This is a genomic window from Vibrio sp. RM-69-4 (assembly GCF_024743775.1).
GTDB lineage: Bacteria > Pseudomonadota > Gammaproteobacteria > Enterobacterales > Vibrionaceae > Vibrio > Vibrio anguillarum.
This window is the reverse complement of sequence record NZ_JAMQXI010000036.1, coordinates 42,487-65,779: the sequence shown is the minus strand read 5'-3', so window position 1 is coordinate 65,779 and position 23,293 is coordinate 42,487. Positions and strand designations below refer to the sequence as shown.

17 protein-coding genes and 1 riboswitch are annotated in these 23,293 nt (G+C 46.0%); of the genes, 5 read left to right on the top strand and 12 right to left on the bottom strand.

Going from position 1 to position 23,293, the window contains the following annotated elements:
* Positions 1-66: 66 nt before the first annotated feature.
* A complete protein-coding gene (locus NB504_RS04595) occupies positions 67-1,992 on the top strand; it encodes a transcription antiterminator (protein ID WP_258428383.1) in 1,926 nt (641 codons plus the stop codon).
* A gap of 177 nt (positions 1,993-2,169) precedes the next feature.
* On the opposite strand, the gene katG is transcribed toward NB504_RS04595, so the two are convergent.
* A complete protein-coding gene (katG, locus tag NB504_RS04590; protein WP_017047941.1) occupies positions 2,170-4,344 on the bottom strand; it encodes a catalase/peroxidase HPI in 2,175 nt (724 codons plus the stop codon).
* 305 nt (positions 4,345-4,649) lie between these two features.
* Entirely contained in the window at positions 4,650-4,970 is a 321-nt protein-coding gene (locus tag NB504_RS04585; protein ID WP_064624564.1) for a DOPA 4,5-dioxygenase family protein, read from the bottom strand.
* Between the two features lie 216 nt (positions 4,971-5,186).
* On the opposite strand from NB504_RS04585, the gene NB504_RS04580 reads away from it, so the two are divergent.
* From NB504_RS04580 to NB504_RS04570, 3 genes are all read left to right on the top strand, one after another.
* Positions 5,187-5,792, top strand: coding sequence for a DedA family protein (locus tag NB504_RS04580; protein ID WP_170889406.1), 606 nt, complete (start codon positions 5,187-5,189; stop codon positions 5,790-5,792).
* A 178-nt stretch (positions 5,793-5,970) separates the two neighbouring features.
* On the top strand, positions 5,971-7,230 hold the full coding sequence (locus NB504_RS04575; protein WP_258428382.1) for a D-amino acid dehydrogenase: 1,260 nt from the start codon (positions 5,971-5,973) through the stop codon (positions 7,228-7,230).
* Between the two features lie 298 nt (positions 7,231-7,528).
* Positions 7,529-9,073, top strand: a complete 1,545-nt coding sequence (locus NB504_RS04570; RefSeq protein WP_017043180.1) for a sodium:alanine symporter family protein — start codon at positions 7,529-7,531, stop codon at positions 9,071-9,073.
* Between the two features lie 92 nt (positions 9,074-9,165).
* On the opposite strand, the gene NB504_RS04565 is transcribed toward NB504_RS04570, so the two are convergent.
* The 5 genes from NB504_RS04565 to guaB form a co-directional block, all read right to left on the bottom strand.
* A complete protein-coding gene (locus tag NB504_RS04565) occupies positions 9,166-9,774 on the bottom strand; it encodes an acetate uptake transporter (RefSeq protein ID WP_010320388.1) in 609 nt (202 codons plus the stop codon).
* A gap of 179 nt (positions 9,775-9,953) precedes the next feature.
* Positions 9,954-11,642, bottom strand: a complete 1,689-nt coding sequence (locus tag NB504_RS04560; RefSeq protein WP_258428381.1) for a chitinase — start codon at positions 11,640-11,642, stop codon at positions 9,954-9,956.
* Between the two features lie 280 nt (positions 11,643-11,922).
* A complete protein-coding gene (thiD, locus tag NB504_RS04555) occupies positions 11,923-12,780 on the bottom strand; it encodes a bifunctional hydroxymethylpyrimidine kinase/phosphomethylpyrimidine kinase (RefSeq protein WP_258428380.1) in 858 nt (285 codons plus the stop codon).
* A 100-nt stretch (positions 12,781-12,880) separates the two neighbouring features.
* Positions 12,881-12,991, bottom strand: a riboswitch (TPP riboswitch).
* 49 nt (positions 12,992-13,040) lie between these two features.
* Positions 13,041-14,594, bottom strand: a complete 1,554-nt coding sequence (gene guaA / locus NB504_RS04550) for a glutamine-hydrolyzing GMP synthase (RefSeq protein WP_258428379.1) — start codon at positions 14,592-14,594, stop codon at positions 13,041-13,043.
* 81 nt (positions 14,595-14,675) lie between these two features.
* Positions 14,676-16,139 (bottom strand): IMP dehydrogenase, encoded by a 1,464-nt coding sequence (gene guaB, locus NB504_RS04545; RefSeq protein ID WP_026028100.1) that lies wholly within the window; start codon positions 16,137-16,139, stop codon positions 14,676-14,678.
* A 230-nt stretch (positions 16,140-16,369) separates the two neighbouring features.
* On the opposite strand from guaB, the gene xseA reads away from it, so the two are divergent.
* Positions 16,370-17,701 carry an exodeoxyribonuclease VII large subunit gene (gene xseA / locus NB504_RS04540; RefSeq protein ID WP_258428377.1) on the top strand — a complete coding sequence of 444 codons (1,332 nt, stop codon included), beginning with the start codon at positions 16,370-16,372 and terminating at the stop codon, positions 17,699-17,701.
* Positions 17,702-17,705: 4 nt separating this feature from the next.
* On the opposite strand, the gene NB504_RS04535 is transcribed toward xseA, so the two are convergent.
* The 5 genes from NB504_RS04535 to hisS form a co-directional block, all read right to left on the bottom strand.
* Positions 17,706-17,960 carry a zinc ribbon domain-containing protein gene (locus NB504_RS04535; protein WP_017047933.1) on the bottom strand — a complete coding sequence of 85 codons (255 nt, stop codon included), beginning with the start codon at positions 17,958-17,960 and terminating at the stop codon, positions 17,706-17,708.
* 576 nt (positions 17,961-18,536) lie between these two features.
* Positions 18,537-20,024 (bottom strand): ribosome biogenesis GTPase Der, encoded by a 1,488-nt coding sequence (gene der / locus NB504_RS04530; protein WP_258428376.1) that lies wholly within the window; start codon positions 20,022-20,024, stop codon positions 18,537-18,539.
* A 149-nt stretch (positions 20,025-20,173) separates the two neighbouring features.
* The gene (bamB, locus tag NB504_RS04525; protein WP_064624552.1) at positions 20,174-21,334 is read right to left on the bottom strand and encodes an outer membrane protein assembly factor BamB; all 1,161 of its coding nucleotides are present in this window, start codon (positions 21,332-21,334) and stop codon (positions 20,174-20,176) included.
* Between the two features lie 12 nt (positions 21,335-21,346).
* A complete protein-coding gene (locus NB504_RS04520; protein ID WP_013857490.1) occupies positions 21,347-21,961 on the bottom strand; it encodes a YfgM family protein in 615 nt (204 codons plus the stop codon).
* 38 nt (positions 21,962-21,999) lie between these two features.
* Complete coding sequence (gene hisS, locus NB504_RS04515) at positions 22,000-23,268, bottom strand: histidine--tRNA ligase (RefSeq protein ID WP_017044251.1); 1,269 nt, start codon at positions 23,266-23,268, stop codon at positions 22,000-22,002.
* Between the last annotated feature and the right edge of the window lie 25 nt (positions 23,269-23,293).

Genomic DNA, 23,293 nt, shown 5'->3' with positions numbered 1-23,293 from the left:
CGGCATAACAAAGCGTTGGCTATCTATTGCCTTTTAGTGCATTTTACCTTTTAGATAGCGCTGTTCATGCTGGAATGGGAATCGATGATGTACAAGCTACCGCACCCTCGCCTAATTCATTTGTTGGATGCTGTATCCGCCTCGCCTTTGACTCAGGACGAACTTGCGCAACGGCTTAATGTTTCGACACGCACCATACGCACCGATGTCGCGCTGCTCAATAATGTGATGGTCAACCATGGCGCGCATCTTCTCCACCAGCGCGGTTCCGGTTACCAACTCAATATTTACAACCCGTCAACTTTCGAGCATTTTTTGTCGAGGGTGCAAAATGCAGAAACGATTCCAAGGACCAGTAAAGAGCGCATCATTCAGATTCAAGTGCTGCTATTGACGGCAGAACAAGGCGTAAAAATTGACGAATTGGCCGAGACATGGAATCTAAGCCGCACCGTTATTCAAAATGATATGGCCGATGTGCGCAGCCAACTCGCCACGTTTGGTTTATCGATTGAAAGTAAACCTCGTTTGGGCATGCTGATCCAAGGCCCAGAAATGGCGATTCGCTCCCGTTTAACCCAACTTATCTACATCGAACAAAAAGAGACAAAACAAGCTCTGGGCTTTATTAGTACGATTTTCCCTGAAAAATCTCAGCAAATTTTTGCAGCGCGCTTTCGTGAAGTGTTGACCAACCATACACTCTATATCAATGATATTGGGTTGCGTTGGTTAACCCTTTATGCCGCCGTCACACTGCACAGGCTCGCGTGTGGCAAAGAGCTTACCGAATTTTCTAAAAACGATGTTCATGAAACGACGCTACCGATTGCCAAAGCGTTATTTTCTGCGCTACCGATGCTGTTACCCGCCAATAACCATGAAATTACCGCCTTGGCGATTCACATTCAAGCGAGAATTGCGACGAATCAAGCACTCCTTAGCCAAGGTGTACAGCATAAAGCCGATGCTCTAGTCACTCATATCTTTGATTATATCTATCAAAATTACCCTTACGATGTGCGTGACGATGCGCTATTACGCCGCGATCTCCACAACCACGTCTGCCATATGATCATTCGTGTCAAACATCATGTCGCCACAATTAACCCATTGGCCGAACATATCAAACAGCACTACCCACTCGCTTACAGCATTACCTTATCGGCCATCGCAGACTGGATCAGAGAGACGGGTTACTGCATGACGCAGCACGAAATAGGCTATCTTGTAATTCACATTGGTGTGGGGCTTGAACGTAATTACCATTTAGGTCACCGTACACCCAAAGCGCTCCTGTATTGCGACGCCGGTAATGCCGCGACACTTGGGCTAGAAGCGATCATCCGCCGCCAGTATCCGCAATTGGATATGAAAACGGTTTATTCCCCTGAACAGTTGATCACCGCTGATGCCACGCAAGCCGACCTCATTATTACCACCATGCCCTTAGCCAATAGAGAGATTCAGAGCTTTGTGGTTGACCCCTTCCCTACCCAACATCAATTGGAAGAACTGGGCAAACAAGTGTTGGTTGATCGCACGCACTCTTATCTTTTGGATAAGTATTTTTCCAAGGCTCAATTTCTCTACCTTGATGACGTCATTGAGCAATCACTCCTCTTTGAGCAGGTTTGCTCGCATCTTGAATCAACTGAGTTGGTAGAGGAAGGATACCGAGCTTCACTGCAAGAGCGAGAGAGTTTGGTTTCAACCATGATGGGTGAATACATTGCTCTACCTCACTCGATTGAACTCTTTGCTAAACGTTCGATGGTTTACACCGTCGCTGCACCGCGTGGAATTGAGTGGGGCAATGGTGAAAAAGCCTATCTGATCTTTTTCCTCGCCTTAAGTAAATGTGACTATGAAGAGGCGATGGGGCTGTATGATCTTTTCCAAGTGCTGATTAATAAAAAATTAGGCAAAAGTCTGTCGCAATGCGAAACCTTCAAGCACTTCAAAACACTGGCGCACTTGGAATTACAATAAAATATATCGCTGTGTGATCCTTCCTAGATGCCCTCTATTTTTTAGATACCATCTATTTTTAGGTTCCGTCTGTTTTTAGAGACAAGTCTTTTAGAAAAAGCCATTTAGAGAAAACCGAGGCACGACAAGGCCCTCGCTAAGAGGGCCTTAATATCAAGATTACGGAGTGAAGAGGGTTTACAACACGTCGAAGCGATCGGCGTTCATGACTTTGGTCCAAGCAGCGACAAAGTCTTTGACGAACTTCTCTTTGTTATCGTCCTGCGCGTAAATTTCAGCGTATGAGCGCAAAATGGAGTTTGAGCCAAACACCAAATCAACACGAGTCGCTGTCCATTTTGTTTTACCGCTCTTACGCTCAACCATATCGTAAGAGTTACGGCCTGTTGGCTTCCAAGTGTAATTCATGTCGGTGAGGTTAACGAAGAAATCGTTAGTCAACGCCCCAACACGGTCTGTCAATACACCATGTTGACTGCCGCCATAGTTTGTACCGAGCACTCGCAATCCACCAATCAATACGGTCATTTCTGGGGCGGTCAGGCGCAATAGTTGCGCTTTATCTAACAGCATCTCTTCTGGGTTAACCACGTAATGTTTCTTTTGCCAGTTACGGAAACCATCCGCCAGTGGCTCAAGCACATCAAACGATTCCACATCCGTTTGTTCAAGCGTTGCATCACCACGTCCGGTAGTAAAAGGCACAGTAATATTAACGCCTGCCGCTTTGGCCGCTTGTTCAACACCGACGTTACCCGCCAAAACAATGGTATCGGCGATGCTAATACCCGCATCAGCAGCAATTTTATCCAGAACAGCCAACACTTTGCTGAGTCTTTCTGGCTCATTACCTTGCCAATCTTTTTGAGGAGCCAAGCGAATGCGCGCACCGTTAGCGCCACCACGTTTATCGGAACCACGGAAAGTACGAGCACTATCCCATGCGGTGCTGACCATCTCACTGATGCTTAAGCCGCTGGCCGCTATTTTTGCTTTTACTGCATCCACATCATAATCTTTACGACCTGCGGGGATGGGATCTTGCCAAATGAGATCTTCTGCCGGAACATCAGGGCCAAAGTAACGCGCTTTAGGCCCCATATCACGGTGAGTAAGCTTAAACCAAGCACGAGCAAACACTTCAGAGAAATACGCTGGGTCTTTGTAGAAACGCTCTGAGATCTTGCGATATTCAGGATCCATCTTCAGCGCCATATCGGCATCGGTCATCATGGGGTTATAACGAATGCTTGGGTCTTCCACATCAACCGGTTTATCTTCCTCTTTGATGTTGATTGGCTCCCACTGCCACGCGCCAGCAGGGCTCTTCGTCAGTTGCCATTCGTAGGTAAACAACAGGTGGAAGAAGCCGTTATCCCACTGGGTTGGGTGCGTAGTCCATGCACCTTCAATACCACTGGTGACGGTATTACGGCCAATGCCGCGACTGGCATGGTTATTCCAACCCAAGCCTTGTTCATGCAAGTCCGCCCCTTCAGGATCTGGCCCTAAGTTCGCAGCGCTACCATTACCATGCGCTTTACCCACCGTATGCCCACCCGCTGTCAGCGCAACGGTTTCTTCATCATTCATTGCCATGCGCTCAAAAGTGACGCGCATGTCATGTGCGGTTTTAAGCGGGTCTGGATTACCGTCAACGCCTTCAGGGTTTACATAAATCAGGCCCATCATCACGGCAGCAAGCGGGTTTTCTAGATCGCGCTGACCGGAATAGCGGCTATTTTCTCCGCCACTTGGCGCTAGCCACTCTTTTTCTGAGCCCCAATAAGTGTCTTTTTCTGGGTGCCAAATATCTTCACGACCAAAAGCGAAACCAAAGGTTTTAAGCCCCATGGATTCATAAGCCATATTACCCGCCAAGATCATCAGATCCGCCCAACTGATTTTGTTGCCGTATTTTTGTTTGATTGGCCACAATAAGCGACGAGCTTTATCTAAATTGGCGTTATCAGGCCACGAGTTAAGCGGAGCAAAACGCTGGTTGCCAGAGCCCGCGCCACCGCGACCATCTGCAATTCGGTAAGTCCCAGCGGAGTGCCATGCCATGCGGATCATCAAACCGCCGTAATGCCCCCAGTCGGCAGGCCACCACTCTTGGCTATCGGTCATTAGTGCTTTGAGATCTTTTTTCAAGGCATCAACATCCAATGTTTTTAGCGCATCGCGGTAATTAAAATCCGCACCCATTGGGTTGGTTTTCACGTCGTGCTGGTGAAGAATGTCAAGATTCAGTGCTTTTGGCCACCAATCCATATTGGATAGTTCAGCAGAAGTTACTCCGCCGTGCATGACAGGGCATTTACCGCCCGAATTCATACCTTTATTCTCCATTGCGTTCTCCTTGCTTCGCATTAACTGCGGCTATTTAAGTGTGCTTGATTTATTCTAAAAACACTCAGCACGGTCGATATTGGCTGAACATTCACTGTATTAAATTCAAATGCAACAAAACTTAGAACAACATCATGTATATACAATAACAACGAGAGGTGATGAGCCTGCGGTCACGACTTGTTCGAAAAACCTTTTTCTTCAAAACCTTGCCACGATTATTGTTTCTGCTGCGTTCTGTACAGACTAGACAAGATGAGCATTAAACACTAATTCACTGTGGCTATTAATTTGATAGGCATCCTCTAACGCAATACGGCTAAGTTCACCCCTAAAGTCTCTCCTAACCACAGAACTTGCCCCTGAGAATGGTCATACCTATCGTCTCCAGAAACCGGATGGATCAACACGCTAAGACCTTCCCGATGTTCATCTAGCCACTCAATAAATCCGTGGCTATTGTCAGCAAGGTGTACTTCAAACATCGGCTTTAAGTGCGGGCCAACAAGCCTTGGTACTAAGCCAAACATGGCTTGTACATCATGTCGTTGTTGGGCAATTTTTTGTTGTACGCGTTGTGCTTTCGCTTGCTCTGCGAGATCAAAATAAACATGGGCATGAAACATAAAATAACTCCTCTTGATTTTTAAGCAGTGTACTACGCCAAAAGAGCATAGAAACCACAACAAATTTGCTGATGATTTTCAGCTAATTTGAAGGTACTAACCACAACGTATTCTATTTTAAGAGCCAAGAAATGGGCATTATCACACGATGACGTTGATTCAAACGAAGAACCAGCGTATTAAATAACCTCAAACTTTCGATGGTGGATACCCGCTTTGCAACCTATCAATCAACTGCTCCTCTCAATGCAGCCGTTATTGGAACAGTACGGCTACCTAGCACTGATCATCAGCATCTTTTTCGAAGGGATTGGCATTCCGATGCCCGGCCAATCGCTCATGATTGCCGCGTCCATTTTGTCATCCAATGGCGTAATGAATTTCTCTCTTGTTATGATTGTATCGTGGCTAAGCTGCTTTATTGGTAATAGTTGCGGCTATCTGCTCGGCTATTATTTTGAGGGTTGGTTGGATAAAAAAGGCTATATTTCAGGGGCTAAATTTCAAAAACTGCAAAGCGCTATTCAAAAATACGGCCCGATTTGCTTAATCATCAGTCGCTTTGTTGAGGGGATGAAACAATTCATGCCATTAGCCTGCGGAGTGGCGAAAATGCCCATCAGAGTATTTTTACTGGGTAACGTGCTTGCCACCACAGTTTGGGTCGCGGTCTTTGGTTTACTCACCCATTTTGCGTTTGTACATCTTCACCAAATCAGCCACTTTTATTCTGCTTACCGCTATTGGATCTGGGCAATGGCCGCTATCACTTTTATCGTTATGATTTATGCAGTATTGAAACATAGACACACTCAGCGCTGATAGCGACCTGTCTCTGACTTCATTTACCACCCCTTCTGTCATCACCACATAAAAATAAGTGTAGGGGCTAGTGATTGTGTTTCCACTCAATTTGAGGTTTGATGTTGCCATTATGTGAACATTTACACCAACTCTGAATGTGCTCAGAGAACACACTAGGGTGATTTAAGGAGACAACATGGACGTGATCGTCTTAGGCAGCGGCGTCATCGGGCTAACCAGCGCATGGTATTTATCACAAGCGGGCCACCGAGTAACGGTGGTGGATCGCCAATCACAAGGTGCAAAAGAGACCAGTTTTGCTAACGCAGGGCAAATATCTTACGGCTACTCTTCCCCTTGGGCTGCACCCGGCATCCCACAAAAAGCATTAAAGTGGCTGTTTGAAGAGCATGCACCGTTGAAAATAAAACCGTCTATCGACCCACAGCTGTTGGCGTGGATGGGTAAAATGTTATTGAACTGCCAACAGGATCGTTACAACATCAATAAAGCCCGAATGCTGGCGATTGCCAATTACAGCCGCGTTTGTTTGGCTGACCTGAATCAGCAACATAACCTGCAATATCAAGGCCGTCGGCTTGGAACGTTGCAAGTATTTCGCAGCGAAAAACAGCTACAAGCGATACAAAAGGACATCAAACTACTCGAGCAAAGTGGGATTCGTTATCAGCTTCTTGATGTCGATGGGTGCATTAAGCAAGAGCCGGGGCTTGCTCTTGTACGCGATAAATTGCGAGGTGGTTTGTACCTCCCCGACGATGAAACCGGGGACTGCTATCTGTTTTGCCAACAATTAACAGAGCTCGCGAAAAGCCGTGGGGTGCAATTTCTGTTTGATACACAAATCAAAACATTAACCACTGAAGGCAAAAAGATCACCGCTATCCAAACCGATAAAGGTGAGCTGAAAGCAGACAAATATGTCGTCGCACTCGGCAGTTACTCTACCGCTTTACTGGCGACATTGGGTATCTCCATTCCTGTTTATCCAGTGAAAGGGTACTCACTAACGCTGCCGATTGTCGACGCCGAATTGTCCCCACGTTCAACGGTAATGGACGAAACATATAAAGTCGCCATCACTCGTTTTGAGGATCGAATTCGTGTCGCGGGCACGGCAGAGTTAGCCGGGTTTGATCCTGCCTTGCCTGATGCGCGCAAAGCAACCATTGCAAAAGTCGTGACCGATCTCTTTCCTCAAGGCGGTGATTTAGCACAAGCTGAATTCTGGACAGGCTTTAGACCAATGACGCCTGACGGGACCCCGATTATAGGCTCTACTCCATTTGAAAACCTCTACACCAATACCGGACATGGAACCTTAGGGTGGACGATGGCTTGCGGATCTGGACAGCTTCTTGCCGACATTGTCAGTGAGCAAACTTGTGCTTTACCAATTCATGAGTTGAATCTCTCTCGCTACCTCATCAACTAGTCACAATAGAAAATGCTTATTATTATCTAAACCTTAGTGGAAAGTTATTATGCATAATGATTCATCCGAGAGGATTTAATTTCCAACCTTTCGGGTGACCAACCCATATGCGCTGAAATTTTAGCCAATTCTAATTAACCCACCTATTATTTAACATTTCATTAGCATTTTGTGTTCCTCATCACGCTAACGATTATTCACAGACAAATAAATTAACATCTAAGTTACAAAAAGATTAATATGTTGCCCACAAAGCAAACACAACACTCACCAAAACTACTAAAACAGGGAAATGCATATGCAGTCATTTGTTGATTTTCTGAATGGAATAATCTGGAGCCCGGCGCTAATTTATTTATGCCTTGGTGCGGGTTTATTCTACTCAATTGTGACCCGATTCGTTCAGGTCCGTCACTTTTTTGAAATGTGGCGACTTCTTCTTTCCGGAAAAAGCTCAACCAAAGGGATATCCTCTTTCCAAGCTTTGGCCGTTTCACTTTCGGGACGCGTCGGTACGGGTAATATTGCAGGCGTAGCCGCAGCAATTGGTTTTGGTGGCCCTGGTGCTATTTTCTGGATGTGGGTAGTGGCCTTTTTTGGTGCCGCGACTGCTTATGCTGAATCAACTCTGGCACAGATTTATAAAGAAGAAGATGAAGGTGAATTCCGTGGTGGCCCCGCTTATTACATCGAAAAAGCGATGGGACAAAAATGGTATGCATGGATCTTCGCCATTTCCACCATCTTTGCCTGTGGTGTGCTTTTACCTGGCGTGCAATCCAACAGCATTGGTAATGCCGTAGAAGCGGCTTTTGGGGCTGGCCCAATCATTGAAACCACTATCGGTAGCTTCACTTTTGCTAAGATTTTTACTGGTACCGTAGTGTCAATTATTTTAGCTTTCATCATCTTTGGTGGTGTTAAGCGTATCGCTAACTTCACACAGGTCGTGGTGCCATTTATGGCTTTAGCCTATGTCATTACTGCGTTTGTTATCATCCTGCTTAACATCAGTGAAGTACCACGTATTTTTGCCATGATCATTGGTGATGCGTTCACACCAATGGCAGGTATTGGTGCTGCGATTGGTTGGGGGGTAAAACGAGGTGTTTACTCAAACGAAGCAGGCCAAGGTACTGGACCGCACGCTGCGGCTGCCGCGAGTGTTGATCACCCAGCGCAGCAAGGTTTAGTGCAAGCATTTTCTATCTACATTGATACTCTGCTGGTCTGTTCCGCAACCGCGTTCATGATTCTGATCACTGGTGCTTATAACGTACACGGCGGCGCAGAAGGTGCATTTTTAGTACAGAACATCGCGGCGGATATTAGTGCCAATGGCCCAGTATTTACCCAAATGGCGATTGAGAGCGCACTACCGGGCGTGGGTAAACCTTTTGTTGCGTTTGCTCTGTTCTTCTTCGCCTTTACCACGATTTTGGCATACTACTATATTGCTGAAACGAATATTGCTTACATTCGCCGCACCTTTAAAGTCGATGGCCTGATGTTCCTTCTTAAAGTAGTGATCATCGCAACGGTATTCTACGGCACAGTGAGAACCGCGAACCTTGCTTGGGCAATGGGTGATGTGGGCGTGGGTTTGATGGCGTGGCTAAACATAGTCGGGATTTTGATCATCTTCTTTATGGCTAAACCAGCTATTGCAGCACTCAAAGATTATGAAGAGCAACAAAAACAAGGTGTCGATGAGTATCTTTTCAACCCAGTAAAACTCGGCATTAAGAATGCGACATATTGGGAAGGAAAATATAAACGCAAAACGGGACAAGAACCAACCGTAGAAGAAAGCTCCGTGGGTGTTGAACAACCATCATCCTAACGGATTAGCTAAACTCATCAGCAAAAAGCATTCAAGGTAAACGCAAAAAGGGTTAGCAAACGCTAACCCTTTTTCTTTTTCATCAACCCGTATTAGGCTGCGATTTCTTGTGTCGTCAACTTTTCGACAACAGCGTTTTGCGCTTTCTTTTCACCAATCGGTAAAATAACACGGCCATATTCATTATTCAAAACTTGAGCCATTGCAAAATAAATCGCACTTGCGCCACAGAAGATGCCTTCAAAGCCAGCAATCGTGCCGATAAGTTCGCTACCAGTGAAATCACGCGCAGCTAGTAAAGCAAATAGAATGGTCAGTGAGCCGAATACCACTTGTTTAGCACGTGGGTAGCACAATGAACCGATAAACATGAAACCAGTGAAAATGCCCCACAACGCTAAGTACCAACCCATAAAGTGAGCAGGGCTTGCTGGTAGTCCCATATATGGCATGACAATCAGACCAACCAATGTGAGCCAAAATAGACCGTAAGAGGTAAACGCTGTGGTGCCAAAAGTGTCACCACGTTTGAAACACATGATACCCACGATGACTTGACTTAAACCACCGTAGAAAATACCCATCGCCAAAATCATAGAGTCGATAGGGAAAAAGCCTGCGTTATGGATATTAAGCAGGATAGTCGTCATGCCAAAACCCATTAGGCCTAGCGGCGCTGGATTGGCCAATTTAGTAGACATTCGCGAGTACCTTAAAAAATGTTGATAAAAATTACGCGCGGATTTTAGTGGAGTAGCACACAAAATGGAAAGAACGTTAACGGAAACTAAGATTGTAAATTTAGCCACTTGATTGTTCAAAAATAGAACAGCACGACCTAAATCGATCGTGCTGATATTTTTCTACCGAACATCACTCTCTATTGACAGTTTATTTCATCCCAAAACCAGTTACTTTGCGTGGGTGATTCCCATACTCCGGGGTTATTTTTAGCCATAAAACACTTTCCATTATGCGTAATTTTATCGCCATTTTTTGCAACAGTAACCCCTGCAACCCAGCTTGAAAAATCACTGCTTGGTGGCGTAGGCTCTGGCGTGACGGGCGGTTCAGGCTCGGTGACGACTGGCGGTGGCTCAACAGGGTCAGGTGTTGTGGGCGCGGTTGGTTCACCTGTAATAAGCTTCCAAGGATCACCTTGAGTGGGTTCATTACCTTGTGACCACCACTTAGCTTCATAAGTAGCGCCTTTATAGCTCACCTTATCGCCCGTGTTATATACCTTTGTCGCTTCCCAGCCGACGATGCCATCCACTGGCGGCTCTGGTGGCGTACCGGGATCAATCGCATCCACAACACGCACTTGGGGCCAGCTAGAATGTGAACCATAAAAGTTAGTCACACATTTTTCGTAATCACCAGCAACAAGGGCTGAATACGCGGTTTGGAAACCAACCAGTTCACATTCAAACGAGTAGCCACCTGGACGATCAGAGTAATATTTCCAATTACCATCCCAGTTGGTATACAGCACATCCGTCGCACCGTTCAAATTTAAGCTACCGTAAGGCGTTTGCTGCCAACAGGTATTCTTTTCATCAGACTCAATCGGTATTTGATAATGATCGGCTAGCCCTTCCCAGTAGCGAATGCGATTAACTGGTTGGCCTTTATCTTTGTTCTGTCCACCGCACTCAATGCCGCCATTAATAACGTTAATTGTGGTGCCAAAACCATAACCAATACCAGCATCGCTTTCACGTTGCGAAGGTGTCCATGTACGGTCAATTACGTGCAACATTGCCGGCTTCGGTGCTTGAGGAGTTAAGAAGAACCAAATCGCTGAGGCTAAATTCAACCAAGAATCCGCTACTAATCCGGGGTTATTGAGCAGTACTTTGGCATCACCATCAAACATCACTTCAGAAAAAGCGCCATAGTTGAAATGGTAAGAGAGCTGCTTCGCGCCTCGACCAAAATAACCTTGCCCAGCGGCGCACGGCCAACGAGCATTTTGCCAATCATTTTGGCCACAACCGGTTGTGTAGCCACTTTGCCCTTCAGACCAACCCATTTCACGCACATGAACTAATGCTTGCTGCCACTCTTCAAGCCTATTCGGGTTATCAGATACGTTGTCTTTCGCAATGTGGCCACCCGTTTCTTGTGAGAAATGGGCAAAAGCCGTCACAATGGATTTTTTACAAATTGCGTCTGAATCTCGACCATCCGTATATTCACCACAAAATGCGGGGAATTTGCCAATTGCCCGTAAGAAGCGTGTGTAGGTGTATTCGGGAGCCGCCATTTGAGTTAAGAAATCCCACTCGTACTGTGGAAAGACTCGTTCAACACGCTTAACGTTTTCAGGGTTAGAACTTAAACCCGGTACTATTGCTTCAACAATTGCATTCGAACGCGTTTCTAGTGCTTTCGACCAGATGGCATACATAGGATCCGCTGTTTTGGCTTTTTCTGCCGCTTGTAGCTCTACTTTAGAGACAATATAACCCGCGGAATTTTCAGGGTCAGGTAAGATATTTAACGCGTAACTGTTTGCGGCTAAGACACTGCTAATCAGCACGGCTAAATGCTTTGTTTTCAACATATCAATCCCTTATTTTTTGCTTAGTGGGTACGGTGAAAATAGTATGGATAGCCGAGCCATTGTTGACAGTGAAACTTATTAATTAAATGTCAAAATGCGAGTGGTTTCATCATGATGTAAACCAATTATCGTACGGCGACATCGCCCTTTGAAGGCAAGTCGATAAATATGAAAAAGCCTCAAAAAAGCTTGAGGCTTTTAGAGTTCAATCTATTTTTCATCAGGTTAAGTGAACAACCAATGCCTCAAATTTCTCAAGCATCATCGCACCGGCAATGGCTTAGCGCACATGAGCGTGGCCAGTAAAAAAGTGATGAACTGGGCCGCGACCTTGGCCAACATCCAGTTCATCGGCATAGCCAATGGCTTGCGATATGTACTGCTTAGCCAAATACACGGATTTGTGCAGGTTATTTCCTTGAGCAAGATAAGAAGCGATCGCAGAAGAGAGAGTGCAACCCGTCCCATGGGTATTTTGGGTTGGAAAACGCTTCGCACTGAGTAATTCTGACGAAGATTGCATGATCAAAAGATCGTTGCTGTTTTCATCTTGTTCTAAATGCCCACCTTTTAGCAACACCGCCTTTGCACCCAACGCTCGTAAATCAGCCACCATGTCGTTCATTTCTGCTTCAGATTGAGGAACTGGCTTGCCAGTAAGTACTGCTCCCTCAAATAAATTGGGGGTAATAATGTCAGCCAAAGGGATCAACATTTCTTTTAATGTAGTGATTGCCGATTGCTCAAGTAATAAATCACCACTGGTCGCCACCATCACGGGGTCTATCACAAGGCTCTTGGGTTGGTATTGCTGCATTTTTTTGGCAACGATCTTGATGATACTGGCATCGGCTAGCATGCCAATTTTAACGGCCACGATCTTCAAGTCGCTAAAGACGGCATCTAACTGGCTTTCGATATGATCAAGTGGAATGGGGAAAATGGCGGAGACGCCTTGAGTATTTTGTGAAGTAATGGCGGTAATAACGGAACACGCGAAACTGCCAGTTGCCGATATCGCTTTGATGTCGGCTTGAATGCCAGCCCCTCCACCGCTATCAGACCCTGCGATGGTGAGTACAACAGGTATGTTTAATAGCGTCGTTTCTTGTGTGTGTTTCTGTATTGGTTGTGCCATGGTCGCTCCTATGACAAGACATACAGGAACTGACTTTGACCGTGGTTTGGAAAGTTCGGTAATCGAATTTACAAAGGTTAGCCGTTGTTATTCGGCTCGTGACAAAGTGCTCATAGTTCCCTACGTCAGTATTAACTGAATCAGGTTCGACGGGTCTCGAATTTCGATCTCAGCCGATGCAGAATCTGCATCGGCTCCCCGACTATTTCGCAGCAATCATAACAGGGCACTCACCGAAGGAGTACGCTTTTTTAGAGGAATTATTCCCACTCAATGGTGGCTGGTGGCTTACCTGAAATATCGTAAACCACACGAGAAATACCATTCACTTCATTGATGATACGGTTAGAAACCTTACCCAAGAACTCATAAGGCAGGTGCGCCCAATGTGCTGTCATAAAGTCAATGGTTTCCACTGCGCGTAGCGATACAACCCAATCGTATTTACGCCCATCACCCATAACGCCTACCGAACGAACAGGTAAGAAAACCGTGAAAGCTTGTGACACTTTGTTATACAGATCAGCGGCATGCAGCTCTTCAATGAAAATAGCATCGGCGCGGCGCAGCAAATCACAGTACTCTTTCTTCACTTCGCCCAACACGCGTACGCCAAGGCCTGGACCAGGGAACGGATGGCGGTAAAGCATGTTGTAAGGCAGACCAAGCTCTAGGCCAATCTTGCGTACTTCATCTTTGAAAAGCTCACGCAGTGGTTCAACCAATCCCATTTCCATATCATCAGGCAAACCGCCAACGTTATGGTGAGATTTAATAACGTGCGCTTTACCTGTTTTAGAGGCAGCCGATTCAATCACATCTGGGTAAATCGTGCCTTGCGCAAGCCATTTCGCATTTTTCAATTTCTTTGATTCTTCATCGAAGATATCAACAAACACATGGCCGATGATTTTGCGTTTCGCTTCCGGATCAGACTCACCTTGCAGTGCGTTGAGGAAACGCTCTTCTGCATTAACATGAATGATGTTTAAACCAAACTTGTTGCCAAACATATCCATTACTTGCTGAGCTTCATTCAGACGCAATAGGCCGTTATCAACGAATACGCAGGTTAATTTATCGCCAATCGCTCGGTGAGCCAGCATCGCCACAACTGACGAATCTACACCACCCGATAGGCCAAGGATCACCTCATCGTCGCCGACTTGCTCTTTAATACGAGCAACCGCATCTTCGATGATAGACTCAGCCGTCCATAGACGCTCACAACCACAAACGTTGAGAACGAAATTCTCAAGCATTTTTAGACCGTTTTTGGTGTGCGTGACTTCTGGGTGAAATTGCACGCCATAATATTTTTTCTCTTCATTCGCCATTGCCGCATAAGGACAAGTTTCCGTTTGCGCTGTTTTGACAAAATCAGTCGGAATTTGCACCACTTTATCACCGTGGCTCATCCAAACGTCTTGCGTTAGCTCAAGGTCGCTAAACAGGGCCGATTCACCCATTAGCTGTACAGCTGCATAACCAAATTCACGTTCCTCAGAACTGGCCACTTTTCCGCCCAACTGTTCAGCCATGGTTTGCATGCCATAACAAACACCAAATACAGGTACGCCAGAATCAAACACATATTGTGGCGCACGCGGAGAGTTGGCTTCAGTCACGCTTTCAGGGCCACCAGAAAGAATAATGCCATCTGGGTTGAATTCACGGATGTCTGCTTCTTCAACATCCCAGCTCCACAGCTCACAATAAACACCGATTTCGCGAACACGGCGGGCAACCAGTTGTGTGTACTGAGAGCCGAAATCTAAGATCAGAATACGTTGGTCATGGATATCTTTAGTCATTTAAGGTCAATCTCAATCATTAATGTAGTGGATGGGGAACATCGCGCTCCCCATAAGCTTCAAGCTATTCGTGGTTAGTCATTAACCCAAGCGGTAGTTTGGCGCTTCTTTGGTAATTTGAACATCATGCACGTGTGACTCTTTCATACCTGCACCAGAGATACGAACAAACTCGGCTTTAGTGCGCAGATCTTCGATAGTGGCCGAGCCAGTTAAGCCCATGCTTGAGCGTAAACCACCCATTTGTTGATGAACGATCTCTTTTAGACGGCCTCGATAAGCGATACGACCTTCGATCCCTTCAGGTACAAGCTTGTCAGCCGCATTGTCAGATTGGAAATAACGATCAGAAGAACCTTGAGACATTGCACCCAGAGAACCCATACCGCGATAAGCTTTATATGAACGACCTTGGAACAAAATAACTTCACCCGGAGCTTCTTCAGTACCAGCAAACATGGAGCCGACCATCACGCAAGATGCACCAGCAGCAATCGCTTTACAAATATCGCCAGAAAAACGAATACCGCCATCAGCAATCACAGGAATACCGTATTGATCAGCCACTTCAGCTGCATCAGAAATCGCCGTAATTTGAGGAACACCAACACCCGTTACAATACGCGTTGTACAGATTGAACCCGGGCCAATACCGACTTTGACCGCGCTTACGCCCGCGTCAATTAGAGCTTTCGCACCGGCACCCGTTGCAACATTGCCGCCGATAATATCGAGATCAGGATAAGCGGCGCGCGTTTCACGAATACGGTTAAGTACACCTTCTGAATGGCCATGAGAAGAGTCAATCAGTAGAACATCCACTCCTGCTTCCACTAATGCTTTTACGCGCTCTTCATTGCCAGCACCGGCACCAACAGCCGCACCAACACGTAAACGCCCTTGTTCATCTTTACAAGCATTCGGTTTGCGTTCTGCTTTATGGAAATCTTTCGCGGTGATCATACCAGTCAGTTTGAATTCATCATTCACTACCAAGACTTTTTCAACACGCGCTTTGTGCATGCGCTCTTGTACATCCTGACGAGATGCGCCCTCTTTAACTGTGGCTAAGCGATCTTTTGGTGTCATGACTGCTTCAACTTTTTTTGTTAAATCAGTAACAAAGCGAATATCGCGGCCGGTGATGATACCGACAAGCTCATTGTGATCGCTCACCACAGGGAAACCGGCAAAACCATGTTTCTCTGTCAAAGCAATCACATCTTGAATGGTTGCGTCAGGGCGAACTGTTACTGGCGCTGTGACTACACCCGCTTCAAAAATTTTGACAAGACGGACTTGTTCAGCCTGCTCTTCAATGGGCATATTTTTGTGGATAAAACCAATACCACCCTCTTGGGCAAGAGCGATCGCAAGGCGAGCCTCTGTCACTGTATCCATAGAAGCTGAGATCATCGGAATGTTCAGTGCGATATTTTTGGTCAGCTGAGTATGGAGATCGGCTGTGTTTGGGAGAACGGTGGAGTGTGCTGGTACGAGAAGAACATCATCGAATGTCAGCGCTTCTTTGGCAATTCTTAGCATTTGCAATATCTCACAATTAAGAGGAGTGAATAAAAGGTAAATCCAAGTTGTCTCAATTTGCCCTAATACACAATGAACAGGATAAATCGATTTGGATTTGATATTGCGGTCGGATTATACGCCCGAGGTAATCGCTTGACCACTCATTTTTTCATTTTTAATTTGCATTCCAACCCTTGATATGTATTATATTGCCGCTAATTTCCATACCCTCGTCTAGGGGATTAGCCTTGCCTTCTTTGACCAACGAAAACATCTACACTGTCTCCCGTCTCAATGCTGAAGTACGCCTGTTACTTGAAAATGAAATGGGCATTGTGTGGCTCGTTGGTGAAATATCGAACTTCTCCGCTCCGGTTTCTGGCCATTGGTATCTCTCACTCAAAGATTCTCGCGCGCAGGTAAAATGTGCGATGTTCAAAGGCAATAATCGCTTTGTGACCTTCAAACCTAAAAATGGCCAGCAGGTACTTGTTAAAGCGCGTCTTTCTCTTTATGAACCTAGAGGTGACTACCAAGTCATTATCGAGAGTATGCAACCCGAAGGGGATGGTCGTCTCCAGCAAGAGTTTGAAAAGCTGAAGATGCAGTTGGCCGCGGAAGGGCTGTTTGCACAATCCAATAAGCGCCCCTTGCCGGAAAATCCTCAATGCGTCGGAGTTATTACTTCAAAAACTGGCGCAGCCCTGTTTGATATTCTTGATGTGCTCAAGCGGCGCGATCCAAACTTGCCCGTCATCATTTATCCTACACTGGTTCAAGGCGAACAAGCGGCCATTCAAATTGCTCAAGCAATTGGTAGAGCAAATGCGAGGCAAGAGTGTGACGTATTGATTGTGGGTCGCGGTGGCGGTTCTTTAGAGGACTTATGGTGTTTTAACCACGAGATCGTAGCGCGCACAATTGCCGCTAGTCAGATCCCAATTATCAGTGCCGTCGGGCATGAAATCGATGTGACGATTGCTGATTTTGTGGCTGACGTACGTGCCCCAACCCCCTCCGCTGCTGCAGAATTAGTCAGCCGAGACAACAGTAATAAGCGACAAGCTTTCGCCTCATACCAGCACAAGCTACAAAGTGCGATGCGCTATTACACCAGTCAACAAGCGCATCATTTACGCGCTTTGGTTCACGCGCTAGAGAAACAGCACCCCACTTATCGCTTGCAGCGTCAAAGCCAGCAACTTGATGACACAGAAATGCGCCTACAGCGGGCGATACAGCGCTATATTTCGACTCAGCGCGAGCACATTAGCCAGCAATACCATCAACTGCAGTTGCATTCTCCCGTACAAACCTTAGCGAAGCAGCAGCATCGACTAGCCAAAAGCGAGCAACGATTACTGGACGTAATGGAGAAAAAACTCCTGCGCACGGCACACCGTTTAACGCTAGCCGCAGAGAAGCTTGACGCAGTAAGCCCATTAGCGACACTAAAACGAGGCTATTCGATCACGCGAGATAACTCAGGCAAAGTGATTCACCGCGCTCGTGATCTAAAAACCGGCGATCAATTGATCACGCGAGTGGCGGATGGCGAAGTTTTCTCTACCGTTAATTAATCACTTAATCTTGTGCTTGAAACTCAAATCGAATCTTAGATTTTGATTTGAGCTCATTGCATGAATTACAGAAAAAATTTGCCGCGCCACACGCCTGCAATTTCTCCAGCTCCGAATCACACTCAGGGCAAAAACCAATTTTGTTAAAGTGATGTTTGCACTGAGCACAATGGTAACGCCCATCCCACGCCAGTGGATTTTGGCAACAAGGGCAAAGATTTTCCTGCATATTGATCCCATCTCTCTTTGTGTCTTTCACATAGTGTGATTTTGGTAGATGTTTTATATCGTTCGTTTTAATAGATAGCTCGTTTGCGTAGATAGATCGTGCATGTGATAGCCGACACTTCATCAAACGGCACGTATGGTCTCGGATTATCGAGAGTTCAGCTTTGATCTCTATCACAATACCTTTAGGCTCACCAACCACCTCATACACATTAGGCTATGATCGATAAAAGATCTCTGCCTGATCATTTGCTTTATCTGCTCCGTTCAGCGATCTACTCTCAAAAGAACATTTATATAACCACACACCGAAAGCATAAGTTACATATTCTGCATATGGATTTATAACGATATAAAGTTCCATTTAATAACTAAAAAATCAAATAAATCAGGACATGTAAAAATGATCTTTTGGCGAAATGTTCTACTCATTTTGTTTGATACTTATACAAAGCAGCAACGTTGCCATGCTCTGTTTTTCACTCAATCATTTTGGCACTGCACTTCATTTCCAGACCGCCACGTTAGTGAGGCTCTATCGCCAATGATAAATTTTAGGCAAAAAAATACCCAAGTCTAAGCTTGGGTATTTCAGTTATGAGGAAGGCTACTTGCTGCGTCCTTTCATCATCGTCATTAAGCGTTTACGTTTACGCTCTTGAGATAAGGTCAGCTTATTCACTTTTCCTTCAAATGGGTTATCACTGCTTTGGAACTGGATACGAATAGGCGTACCCATGATTTCTAAAGACTTACGGTAATAGTTCATCAAATAACGTTTGTAAGAATCTGGCAGCTCATTCACCAAGTTACCGTGTACAACGATAATCGGCGGGTTATAACCACCTGCGTGAGCGTATTTAAGTTTTACGCGGCGGCTACGAACCATAGGCGGTTGGTGATCATCGGTTGCCATTTTAAGAATACGAGTCAATACCGATGTACCAACACGTGTTGTCGCCGATTTATACGCTTCTTGAACCGATTCAAATAGATGACCAACACCTGTACCATGCAGTGCAGAGATAAAGTGGATACGAGCAAAATCGACAAAACCTAAGCGGCGATCGAGCTCTTTCTTGACACGTTCTTTGACGTCGTTATCGAGCCCATCCCACTTATTGACTGCAAGCACTATCGAACGTCCGGAGTTTAGTGCAAAACCTAACAGGCTAAGATCTTGATCTGAGATATTCTCACGAGCGTCAATGACTAACAGAACAACGTTTGCATCTTCAACCGCTTTTAAGGTTTTGACGACCGAGAATTTTTCAACCGTTTCGTTAATGCGAGTACGACGACGCACGCCAGCAGTATCAATCAATACATACTCGCGCTCATCACGCATCATCGGGATGTAGATGGAGTCTCGCGTCGTTCCGGGCATGTCGTAAACCACAACACGCTCTTCACCGAGAATGCGGTTGGTGAGTGTCGATTTACCGACATTCGGACGGCCAATGATCGCCAGTTTTATCGGCTGATCTTGCAGACGTTTGTATTCAGCTTCGGCTTCTTCTTCGGTGTAATCTAACTTTTCTTCTTCAGCATCTTCAAAGTCGGTTAGATCTTCGATTTCGCCTTCAGCCTGCTCGAGCATTTCTTCAGCAAGTGGATTCAAAGCTCGGTCGATAAGGATCCCAACACCACGGCCATGAGCGGCAGCAATTTGGTACATTTGATCGACGCCCAATTGCCAAAACTCAGCACTTGCAGCATCAGCGTCAATGCCATCCACTTTATTCACGACTAAAATAGCGCGCTTTTCAATCTTACGCAGATGTTGGGCGATCACTTCATCAGCCGCCGTTAAACCAGCGCGACCATCAACCATAAATAGCACAACATCAGCTTCATCAATCGCGGCCAATGACTGTTGAGCCATTTTCGTTTCTACACCCTCTTCACTACCATCAATACCGCCGGTATCGATAACAATGAAGTCGTGCTCACCCAATTTAGCTTGGCCATATTTACGGTCACGCGTTAAACCGGGGAAATCCGCCACCAACGCATCGCGAGTGCGAGTTAATCGGTTAAACAACGTAGATTTACCGACATTGGGACGCCCAACAAGAGCAACAACAGGAACCATACTAACCTCTACAATATTTTCTCTTATGTAGTTATAGGTAAACACTTGCTAGCAAGCATTAAATTTTTACCTATAACCACATCTATTTATTCAATAAAACGGCCCCTAACTGTTACCAGCCAGGAGCCGAATGTGAATTATATCACGATTTATTTTTTAATCGTCAGTTTCTTTACATTGCCATTACGGGTCATGCTGACATAACCATCATCGACAGCGAGAGGACTCACCGCAAAACCGCTCTTATCAACCAACTGTTGGGCAACGAATTCACCACTGCTGCGATCAATCCAATGTAGATACCCTTCACTGTCACCTAGCACAAGGTAGCCATTGATAATCGCTGGCGCAGTTAGCAAACGGTGTTCAAGCTGTTTGTTGCTCCAAAGTTCGGTACCGCTTCTTGTATCCACAGCCACCACATGATCTTTGTCTGTCACCACAAATAATCGGCCACCATCGCTAGCCATGTCTGTTGCTGAAGAGTAATTCCGCTTCCAAGCTGGTTTGCCCGAACGCAGATCAATGGCGATCAACTGGCCATTAAAACCAACCGCATACAGCATACCGCCAATCACGATAGGTGAGGCATCAACATCGACTAGACGGTCAATTTCAGTAGCACCTTTAGGCATGCCAATCGGTTGTTGCCAAATCAACTGACCACGCTCAACGATAGCGGCAGCAAGACGGCCACCTGAGGTTCCCCAAAAAACACCGCCCGATACCGCAACAGGTTTGCTGTCGCCTCTCAACGTTAAATTAGGAACTTCAGTACTGATGGTCCATTTTTGCTCACCCGTCGCTTGGTCTAAACTCACCAAAGTACCACGACTGGTATTAACAATGATCATGTTCGCATCTGCAGCCGGAGCTGCTAGCACTTCACCATCGACTTTAACTTGCCATACAAGCTCACCCGTAGCTTCATCAAGCGCAGTGACTAAACCGTTTTCACTACCAATGTAAATTTGGCTATAGGCCGCCGCTATACCGCCGGATAAACGCATGGTGCCATCTTGTTCAAGATCGGTTTTCCACAGCTCTTTACCCGTTTTAGGGTTCAAGGCTTTTACCAAACCATCACGGCTAGCAATAAATACTTTGTCGTAAGCGTATTCTGGAGATAACTTTGAGAAGTAATGCCCTACGCCATCACCAATCGATGTGCTCCACTGAGTTGTAGGCGTAAATTCACTGGTTACCATTGGCACAGGAGCCATGATAATGGTGTCTTCTTCACTAGCACACCCTGCAAGTGCTCCAAGCACAACGGCAGAAACGAGCACTTTGTTGAACAACTTTTTCATCAACTTGTGCCCTTATTTGGCAAGATCGTCCAGTTTCATCTGTAGCGTTTGGCTTGCATCGTCAGCTTGTTGTGCTTCCGTGTATGCCGCATAAGCCGCGTCCGTGTCGCCTTTACGCAGTGAGATATCACCACGCAGTTCCGCAATGCGTCCCGCCCACCCTTTCTCTGTGATGGTCGTAAGATCAGCTAAGGCGGCATCAAACTGGCCTTGTTCCGCTTTAATACGGGCCACGCGATAGGTCGCTAACGGTAGAATAGCATCATCTTTGGTGTTTGCTTTTGCCCATTCAAGCTGCGCTAAAGCTTCATCAATTTGACCCGCTTCTACTTGAACTTTTGCAAGTTGTAGTGCGGCTAAGACGGCATATTCTGTACCTTTATTACTATCAATAAAGCTCTCAACAACCATCTCTGCTTCTGCGCCTTTTGCAGCTAACTGAGTTACCGCTTTGCTATAACTTTCAGAAGCGGCTTCTTGCGCAGCAATAACGCTATCTTGGTAGTAACGCCAACCAAACAAGCCACCAAGGCCAATTACAGCACCAAAGATCACGGCTTTACCGTTCTCTTTCCACCAATCTTTTATCGCTTCAACTTGTTGTTCTTCAGTATCGTAGAGTTCCACTTCCTGTCCTCTTTAATAGATGTCTCAAATGCGCTTGCTTACACAAGATGCGTCAGTTTGCTCGCGACTTCAGTTTGAGAAATCGTAATTTGTTCACCACCGATAAGATCTTTGAGAACTACTGTACTTTCTGCGACTTCATCTTCGCCTAATACCAAAGCCACCGCAGCGCCCACTTTATCAGCACGTTTAAATTGTTTTTTGAAGTTACCACCACCAAAATGGTTCATAACACGCAGCCCCGGAACCTGTTCACGCAACTGCTCAGCAAGTTTCATTGCTGCCATCATAGTGCCTTCACCCGCACTGACCATGTACACATCGACACTGCGACGCACGTCGGTCAGTTCCAGTGTTTCCATCATCAGCACTAAGCGCTCTAACCCCATGGCAAAACCCACTGCTGGTGTCGCTTTGCCACCCAGTTGTTCTACCAAGCCATCATAACGTCCACCGCCACAAACCGTACCCTGAGCACCTAAGCTTTCAGTGATCCACTCAAATACGGTGCGGTTGTAGTAGTCTAGGCCGCGCACCAAGCGCTCGTTAACTTGGTATTCGATACCCGCAGCGGTAAGAAGTTCACATAAGCCGGCAAAATGTTGCTTGGATTCCTCATCTAGATACTCAGACAATTTGGGTGCGTCACCTAAAATCGCTTGAATATCTGGATTTTTAGTATCGAGTACACGCAGTGGGTTGGTGTACATGCGACGTTTGGCATCTTCATCCAACACCTCTTGATGCTGCTCTAAATAGTCAATCAAGGCGGTGCGGTAATTGGCTCGCGCTTCAAGAGAACCAATTGAGTTCAGTTCCAAACGAACATGTTTGTCGATACCCAATTCACGCCACAAACGCGCGGTCATCATAATCAGCTCGGCATCAACATCAGGACCATCCAGGCCAAACACTTCAACCCCACATTGGTGGAATTGACGGTAGCGCCCTTTTTGCGGACGTTCATGACGGAACATCGGCCCCATGTACCACAAACGTTGCTCTTGGTTGTAGAGCAAACCATTTTCGATACCAGAACGGACACAACCTGCAGTACCCTCTGGGCGAAGCGATAAACTGTCACCATTGCGATCTTCAAAAGAATACATCTCTTTTTCAACCACATCGGTCACTTCACCGATCGCACGGCTAAATAGATGTGTCATCTCAACGATAGGCATACGTACTTCATTGTAGCCATATGCACTAATCACGTTTTTCACTGTGCCTTCCACTTTTTGCCAAAGTGGAGACTGAGTTGGGAGGCAGTCGTTCATGCCTCGAATTGCTTGAATTGTTTTTGCCACAATACTTACCGTAAGGTCGTTGAGA

Bases quoted from the DNA above. Each gene is read 5' to 3' on its own strand.
- NB504_RS04595 (WP_258428383.1), top strand. From the start codon at position 67: ATGCTGGAATGGGAATCGATGATGTACAAGCTACCGCACCCTCGCCTA.
- katG (WP_017047941.1), bottom strand. From the start codon at position 4,344: ATGGAGAATAAAGGTATGAATTCGGGCGGTAAATGCCCTGTCATGCAC.
- NB504_RS04585 (WP_064624564.1), bottom strand. From the start codon at position 4,970: ATGTTTCATGCCCATGTTTATTTTGATCTCGCAGAGCAAGCGAAAGCA.
- NB504_RS04575 (WP_258428382.1), top strand. From the start codon at position 5,971: ATGGACGTGATCGTCTTAGGCAGCGGCGTCATCGGGCTAACCAGCGCA.
- NB504_RS04570 (WP_017043180.1), top strand. From the start codon at position 7,529: ATGCAGTCATTTGTTGATTTTCTGAATGGAATAATCTGGAGCCCGGCG.
- NB504_RS04565 (WP_010320388.1), bottom strand. From the start codon at position 9,774: ATGTCTACTAAATTGGCCAATCCAGCGCCGCTAGGCCTAATGGGTTTT.
- NB504_RS04560 (WP_258428381.1), bottom strand. From the start codon at position 11,642: ATGTTGAAAACAAAGCATTTAGCCGTGCTGATTAGCAGTGTCTTAGCC.
- thiD (WP_258428380.1), bottom strand. From the start codon at position 12,780: ATGGCACAACCAATACAGAAACACACACAAGAAACGACGCTATTAAAC.
- guaA (WP_258428379.1), bottom strand. From the start codon at position 14,594: ATGACTAAAGATATCCATGACCAACGTATTCTGATCTTAGATTTCGGC.
- guaB (WP_026028100.1), bottom strand. From the start codon at position 16,139: ATGCTAAGAATTGCCAAAGAAGCGCTGACATTCGATGATGTTCTTCTC.
- der (WP_258428376.1), bottom strand. From the start codon at position 20,024: ATGGTTCCTGTTGTTGCTCTTGTTGGGCGTCCCAATGTCGGTAAATCT.
- bamB (WP_064624552.1), bottom strand. From the start codon at position 21,334: ATGAAAAAGTTGTTCAACAAAGTGCTCGTTTCTGCCGTTGTGCTTGGA.